Genomic DNA, 6,088 nt, shown 5'->3' on the forward strand with positions numbered 1-6,088 from the left:
GATTACTTCTGGGCCCATGACGGGAGGCGGAGCTTTCCCGAACGTCCTCGGCCTGACTCAGTGGATGAGCTCTGGGAAGACCCTGTCATGCAGGAGCTCATGACGCACTCGGTGCTGGACATGTTCGGCGTCTCGCGGCCCGGAGAGGAGCCGCAAATTTGCTGTGCCGCCCCTCTGAGTCCGGAGGTCACGCGCGAGGTGTTCGGGGCCGAGTGCCCTACCCGTGCAGACTATGAAGGCGCGATCGACGTGATGTGGGATGTTATCCAGGACCGGGGATACGGCTGCTACGTGGTTCTCTACCGCGACAACGTCCCTGACGAGATCGCATTCTTCGGGGTTACCGGCGACTAGCGGCGTGTTCCTGCTCTCCGCCCACGACATGCCGTTGGAGAACATCTCCCGCTTGATCGGCCACACCGACACCATCGTGACGGAGATCGTCTGCCGGAAGCAGATTCGCCCGGTCATGTAGGAGGGCGCCCGCGCCATGGACGCCATCTTCCCTACAGAGCTGGAGGCTTAGTCACTCGGTTAGACACTCACGCCCCGTCTCTGCGTTCAGAGGCAGGGGCGTCTGGCCTGGTCAGGTGGGGGCCTCCGGCTGGATTCGAACCGGCGACCTGCCGCCTACGAGGAATACGCACATCCCTGCTCGCGCACCGTCCGCCGAGATAGACGGTGTTGTATGCCGGTGGCTGTCCCATGTTGCCGTCACCGTTGCCGTCAGCCTCCCTGACGCCGGCGGATTTACGGTTGCGGACTGCGAACCGGTGTCCCGGAAGCCGCCGACGCATTCCGCGTATGTTCCAGATCTTGGAACGGGCTCTCGGCACATGCAGACGGCGCCCGAGCGTCGGTCCCTGTTATACGGCCGGGGGCGCCATGAGCCAGTCGCCGGGCATGGCGTGACGTACGGCTTGAAGGGCTTCAGGCGTTCGAGCCGCAACCCACATCCATTGACGGCTGTCGTCTCGGATCAGCACATCGCGGCCGGCGAACCAGCGGACCGGCGGCTCCTCCGGACCGGCCGGCATCGGGTAGTCCGTGCCGGCCCACAGTGGATAGTCCGGCATCGCCAACCGAGTGTAATGGCGTTCCAGGAGCTCAAGGGTGGCCTGGTCGGACGCCCGGTTGTCGTGATGGTCGCTTTGGTGCTCGGCCAAGACCATCTCTACACAGGTTAGGGAGAAGCGATCGAGGAAGCGTCTCCACGGCTGGGGAACACTGCGGGAGGCGTTGAGTTGAAAGACCACGGGCGGATCGTCCAGTCGCAGGTCTTCCGCGGCGATGCCCCAGTACGCGACGGCTTGATTCTCGACGCGGAAGACCAGCACCTGGCCTGTCTCATCGAACTGCAGTTGATCCGGTCGCAGCAGGGTGTCCTGGTTACTGGTGAGGTCGTCGCGTCGTCCAAAAAGCGCATAACCCTCGCGGACTGCCGCCGGCAAGGTCAGCCCCAGACGCCGTTCGGCTGCGGTGAGCTCCTGGTCATCACAGCCACTCGACTCATCCAGGCAGGTCGCCCAGGCCTCGGTGAAGCGACACAAGAAATCCCAGGCATCCCGCCGGCCGCGGCAAGCGGCCACCATCTCAAGGGCGATATCAAAGCGGTCCGGCACACCACTCATTTTCTCCGCCTCGCACACCAGAGCCCGAATCGACACAACACCGGCTCACACCTTGTCCAGCCGGAACCACGCACCCGGCTCCGGAAGGCGGTAGCGCATTTCACGCCGTCTATCTGTCTGAACTGCGGCGGAACCGTGGCGGGAGCGTAGCCGGAGGGGTAGTGAGTACGCGGGGCGGCGTCGCCTACGTTTCCGCCTGTCGGGTCATCCCCGCCGCCGTCGTCCCGCCCTTCGGGAAGCGGACCAGGCCCCACGGGTCGGGGCAGAGCGCCCCACGGACGAACGATCTCGACCCGTCGACGTAGAGCCTGGTCTGCTCGGCTTCGCCTGGGACGTCGGCAGAGGGGATGCCCCGGCTTCCACCTCAACCCCTGACTACCGCTCCAGCACGTGCGGTGTCGGGCCATCCCCGGGCCGGAGCGCCCCGCCGGAGGCGTTTGTTCTGTCGGACACCTAGCGGCTTCTGACGGGCGCTTTTCCGGCGATGGTCCGCTGGCGATCTGTCTCGCGGCCGAGCACGATGACCATGTCGCAGAACGTGTCGTAGCCGTATCTCTGCTTGAGCTTGCCCAGCACACCTTTGCGGCTGGCCTCGACGAACATTCCCTTCAGAGCGACGTAGGGGACTTCGCGACCGGCGGAGAAGTCCTCATACGCGGCTTGGGCGACGCTGCGCAACTCTGCGTACGGAGCGGATTCGCTAAGGACCATGTACGACGCCTCTTTGAGATCCATGCCCTGGAGTCTAGGCAGCCCGATTGCCCGACATGGCTTCCTTCCCCATCAGGTCGTACACGTGTTGAGGACGTTCGCAGCGCGAGACCCTGATCAGCGTCGATTACTCCGAGAACCCCGCCTATGAGGCGGAACGGGCATGGGTCCGGTCCGGCTCTTGGAGGGGTGGGACAGGTACCCAAACGATCTCCGAGATCGTTCGAATCAGTCTGTACGCTGGGTGAGCCTCGCTATGACTGTCCCGACTCGTACGGCGAACATCGAGGTCGTTCGCCTCGGTGGCTCCCGGGAGCCAGGCTCCGGAGGCAGTGAGCGCGTACGGGGGTGCGCGCCCACTGCAGATCGACATCTCGGTAGCCTTCGGCCATGCCAGAGGATCCGGGATTCACGTGTTCGTGCTGCGGCCAGCACCACGGAGAGGTACCGCTCTCCTTCATGACTCCGGCCCCGGACTACTGGACGCCTGACCTGCTTGATGACCCTGACAGCGAACTCTCCTCCGACCAATGCGTGATCAAGAAGCAGGTGTTCTTCGTCCGTGGGCTGATTGAGATCCCGGTCATCGACACCGGCGAGGTATTCACCTGGGGAGTGTGGGTCTCGCTCAGCGAGAAGAACTTCATCCGCGCCTCACAGCTCTGGAACGTCTCCGGCAGGGAGAGCGAGCCGCCTTACTTCGGATGGCTCTCGACCGAGTTGCCGCTCTACTCACCGACCACGATCGAACTGAAGACCAATCTGCACACCCGCCCGGTCGGTGAACGTCCGGCAGTTGAGCTGGAGCCCACCGCACACCCGTTGGCCGTCGAGCAACGTAATGGCATCACCCACGCGAGAGTTCAGGAAATCGCTGAAACCCTCCTCCACCCTGGGCAATCTCCGCAGTAACCGTTGCAAGGTGGGAACCGAACCCGCACTACCAGCAGCAGTGTCGTGTTCAGGGCTGCCGAGACCATCGAAGCCGGGTTAGTCGACCAGGGCGATGTGGTCCACTTGGGTTCATGCAGGGTGTGCTTACTGGCTTGTTCGCGGTTGTGGGGACCCTCGTTGGCTCGGTGGTGACCTACCTCCTGCAACGCAGGAGTGCGGAGCATGCCGAGCGCTCTGCTCGTGAACAACGGCTCTGGCAGGAGCGCCTACAGGCGTACAGCGCATTCGCTGAAGCGACGATCGAGTTCCGACGCTCCCAATACGACCGGTGGGGGGGTCGTCCCCCCGGGCCAACACGAGCCTCCGGCCGGATTCAAACCGGCGACCTGCCGCTTACAAGAAATACGGATACCCGTGCTCACGCAACATCGGCCGATGTCAAGGGTGCCGACCGTGCGCTGACGGCTGTCTCCAGTTGCCGTCGTTGCCATCACCGTTGCCGTCGGCTGCGCGCGCGTTGCCTGAGGGCAAGCGGGCCCACCGGAAACCGCGCGGCGGCGTTCGCCCCTGAACCCTACGGCGGCGAACGCTCTGGGCGATCGGCTTGAACGTCGACGGGCACTATGAGACCCCTCTGCAATTCGAATTACCGGCAGTCCCAAGGCCAGACGGTTCCGGTGCTGGCAGAGCGCCCGTTGGGGGGCCGGATCCGCTGGTGCGCGGGGGTGTTGCCGTACTTTTCTGCTGTACCGCAACCGCGCTACTTCGCGATAGAACCCCGGGTTCCGTGACCGGCAGAGCCCTTGTTGTGGTGTCAGAGTGGGGCTCTACGGTGTGGTCATGGATGATGCTACGGGGGCTCGTACGACCGAGCCTCCCCCGCTCGATATGGCTGAGGCCGTTCCGGGTCTGGGCGCCTACGCCCGGACGGTCGTCCGGCTGCACCCACGGCCAGGGACCCCAGCCATCTCCAGCAGTCACATCGGCGGTCCGGTGCTGTGGCCGGCGGACGAACCGTGGCCGCACTGCTCGGACCCCAAATACTCGGAGCAGAACCGGCGGAAGACGCCAGACCATCCGGTGGCGATGGTCCCCGTGGCTCAGCTTGCCGCGGCGGACTTCCCCGAGATCGCCTTCCCCGCCGGCACCGACCTGGCACAGATCCTTTGGTGCCCGAGCCATCACCCGGACTGGGGTTACGCGCCCGCGTTCCGGCTGATCTGGCGGGACTCCTCCACCGTCGCCGAACCTCTCGCGGCTCCTCCGACGCCGCACCTGATCGGTGATGCGGACTATGTACCGCGGCCATGTGTGCTCCACCCGGAACGCGTAATCGAGTATCCATGGCACGAGGAACTCCCCAAAGACCTCCGGGACAAGCTGGAGGAATGGGAGGCCGGAGAAAGCCTGTACCAGTACATGCTGTCGATCGTGCCCGGCTGCAAAGTCAGCGGCGGGATGTCCTGGGAAGTCACCGACATGGGAGAACTGCCCCCATGTGACGTCTGCGGCGCGTCCCTAGAGCTGCTGCTGCAGTTGGACAGTTGTGAGTGGTCCACCGATGCCGAGGGCTTGCGCTGGGCGCCGCTGGAAGACCGACACTTGGAATTCGCCACCCCAGAACACAACCGCGCACACGAACCGACCGGCCTGCAGATCGGCCGGTACAGCCATGGCGGCTTCTTCGTCTGTTCAGCCGCTCCCGAGCACCCAGCGTCCTTCTTCACCCAGTAACCAGGCCATCACACGCTCACCCAATGCGTGCTCCATAGAAATCAGCATCGGACGGCCATCCCTTAGCACCCAAGACCGCGAAGCCTCCACGGGAGCGACGCCCGCTTGGCCAGCAGTCCAACCCATTCATTTTCATTACGAGTGAGGCCGGTCATGTCCACGGCGGTCCAGATCTGACCACTGACCCGCCGTTCGCCCTCTACATAGTCTTGCCATAGGACCGCTGCTCATAGACGCTGAACCCGCATTGTGCGGTGCGGTCTGGGCGTTGGAACCGTTACCGGCCGATGCGTGACTTCCGGCGGTCGCGCGTCACGCCTCCGGTGTGCCCAGCGCACGCGCCGCCCGGCGTCGCTGCCACGGCCAGCAGCCCTCCAACTCAACCTCGAGCGAGAAGCTGAGGAAGGTCCGCACCGCGACGATCAGCGCGAGCACCCCGACGCTCGTGAACGTCGGGGACGCGGCGACGGTACGGATGATGTCACCAGCGACCAGGAACTCCAGCCCAAGCAGGATCGCCCGCCCGAGGTTCTGCCGGTAGAGCCGGTACGCGGCCGGGAGCCGGCCGCCATCGCGCCGGAGACGACCCGCGAACACGGCCGTCACGATGAGGCCGCCGACGACAATGACCGCCACCCCGGCGAGGTCGACACCCGCACCGACCGCCTTGGTGATGCCCGCGAGGTCCACGCGGTGGTCATACCCAGTCGCGGCGTCGTCGACTTGGCCTCGATCGAGCGCTGTTGACCTGCGCCACCGACAAAACAAATCATCACGTCGTGTGAGGAGGTGAGGAACAGTACTGGATCGCCCTAACCCCACCCGAGGGAAGCGCCTCCTCGCCTTCCGCTGACGGTTCATGACCTGCTCGGCCGAACACCACAGTTCCCCCCACCGGGTCATCCCCTCTGCCGTCGCCCATCCCGGAGGGGAAGCGGGCCAGGCCCTACGGGTCGGGGGGAGCGGCCCACCGGACGAACGACCTGGACCTGTAGGGCCTGGTCTGCATGGCTTTGCCTGGGCGTCGGCAGAGGGGATTACCCGGCTTCCACCTCAACCACTGACAGTGATGATGTAGATGAGCGCCTCCCGGCCGGGTCTGACCCAACGACTGACTG

6 protein-coding genes are annotated in these 6,088 nt (G+C 64.9%); 3 read left to right on the top strand and 3 right to left on the bottom strand.

What is annotated here, in order from left to right:
- Positions 1-87: 87 nt before the first annotated feature.
- Positions 88-354, top strand: a complete 267-nt coding sequence (locus ABEA10_RS48460; RefSeq protein ID WP_345475473.1) for a hypothetical protein — start codon at positions 88-90, stop codon at positions 352-354.
- A gap of 512 nt (positions 355-866) precedes the next feature.
- Here the strand turns inward: ABEA10_RS48460 and ABEA10_RS48465 are convergent.
- Entirely contained in the window at positions 867-1,631 is a 765-nt protein-coding gene (locus tag ABEA10_RS48465; RefSeq protein ID WP_345475474.1) for a hypothetical protein, read from the bottom strand.
- A gap of 453 nt (positions 1,632-2,084) precedes the next feature.
- Positions 2,085-2,366 carry a hypothetical protein gene (locus tag ABEA10_RS48470; RefSeq protein ID WP_345475475.1) on the bottom strand — a complete coding sequence of 94 codons (282 nt, stop codon included), beginning with the start codon at positions 2,364-2,366 and terminating at the stop codon, positions 2,085-2,087.
- Between the two features lie 366 nt (positions 2,367-2,732).
- Here ABEA10_RS48470 and ABEA10_RS48475 point away from each other — a divergent pair, with 366 nt between their 5' ends.
- Positions 2,733-3,254, top strand: coding sequence for a DUF2199 domain-containing protein (locus ABEA10_RS48475; RefSeq protein ID WP_345475476.1), 522 nt, complete (start codon positions 2,733-2,735; stop codon positions 3,252-3,254).
- A 1,077-nt stretch (positions 3,255-4,331) separates the two neighbouring features.
- Complete coding sequence (locus tag ABEA10_RS48480; protein ID WP_345475477.1) at positions 4,332-4,970, top strand: hypothetical protein; 639 nt, start codon at positions 4,332-4,334, stop codon at positions 4,968-4,970.
- A 312-nt stretch (positions 4,971-5,282) separates the two neighbouring features.
- On the opposite strand, the gene ABEA10_RS48485 is transcribed toward ABEA10_RS48480, so the two are convergent.
- Positions 5,283-5,660: a DUF1622 domain-containing protein gene (locus tag ABEA10_RS48485; protein ID WP_345475478.1), complete on the bottom strand. Its 378-nt coding sequence runs from the start codon at positions 5,658-5,660 to the stop codon at positions 5,283-5,285.
- Positions 5,661-6,088: the final 428 nt, after the last annotated feature.

The organism is Actinoallomurus oryzae, from assembly GCF_039541955.1.
Lineage (GTDB): Bacteria > Actinomycetota > Actinomycetes > Streptosporangiales > Streptosporangiaceae > Actinoallomurus > Actinoallomurus oryzae.